Source organism: Mesorhizobium sp. M5C.F.Ca.IN.020.29.1.1, assembly GCF_003997375.1.
Taxonomy (GTDB): domain Bacteria; phylum Pseudomonadota; class Alphaproteobacteria; order Rhizobiales; family Rhizobiaceae; genus Mesorhizobium; species Mesorhizobium wenxiniae.
Genome location: NZ_RZSW01001049.1, coordinates 1 through 935, shown reverse-complemented (window position 1 = coordinate 935; position 935 = coordinate 1). Strand labels below are relative to the sequence as shown.

Here is a 935-nt window from a genome sequence, read left to right as displayed (position 1 = left end):
GTCGACGACATGCTGGGCCTGTTTGGCGACTTCCGGCCGAAATTCGTCAAGCGCTATGCCGAGCTCGGCGAGGCTGCTGAGGCGGCGATCGCGGCTTACGCACAGGAGGTGCGCGAGCGCCGCTTTCCGGCCGCCGAGCACGTGTTTGGCGATGCACCAAAATCCCTCAGTGCAGGAGAAGCCGCATGAGCATATCGATCGTCCGCACCGTCGCCGAACTTCGCAGGACCGAGGCCGCATGGCGCAGCGAAGGCCTCAAGGTCGCCGTGGTGCCGACCATGGGCACCCTGCATGAAGGCCATCTCAGCCTGGTGCGCGCCGCGTTGGAACGCGCCGACCGGGTGATCGTGACGCTCTTCGTCAATCCGAAGCAGTTCAACAGCGCCGCCGATCTCGCCGCCTATCCGCGCACCGAGCATGAGGACGCCACCAAGCTGGCGCCGCTCGGCGCCCACATCCTCTACGTGCCGGACGGCGCGGAAATGTATCCGGACGGTTTTGCCACCACGGTTTCGGTGGGCGGGGTGAGCGAGGGCCTGTGCGGCGCGTTCCGGCCGGGGCATTTCGACGGCGTGGCGACGGTCGTGGCAAAACTCTTCCTGCAGACGGGCGCCGATCTCGCCTTCTTTGGCGAAAAGGATTTCCAGCAATTGCACGTCGTGCGCCGGCTCGCCCGCGACCTCGATATTCCGATCGATATCGTCGCCTGCCCGACCGTGCGCGAAGAGGACAGCCTGGCGATGTCGTCGCGCAACGTGCGCTTGTCGCCGTCGGAGCGGCAGGTCGCGCCGAAGCTCGCCGAAATACTGTTCGAGGCGGCCGCGCGCATCGCCGGCCGAGCGCCGGTCGACGCGACGCTCGACGAGGCGCGGGCGGCGATTGCCGCGGCAGGCTTTGCCCGGATCGAGTATCTCGAGCTGCGGGCCGAGGAGGAC

2 protein-coding genes are annotated in these 935 nt (G+C 67.4%); both read left to right on the top strand.

Going from position 1 to position 935, the window contains the following annotated elements:
• Positions 1-189 (top strand): 3-methyl-2-oxobutanoate hydroxymethyltransferase (locus EOA85_RS36105; RefSeq protein ID WP_206523497.1); only part of this gene is annotated, 189 nt, incomplete at its 5' end.
• Positions 186-935: pantoate--beta-alanine ligase (gene panC, locus EOA85_RS36100; protein ID WP_127212793.1), on the top strand; the 750-nt coding region annotated here is incomplete at its 3' end. The genes EOA85_RS36105 and panC, both read left to right, overlap by 4 nt.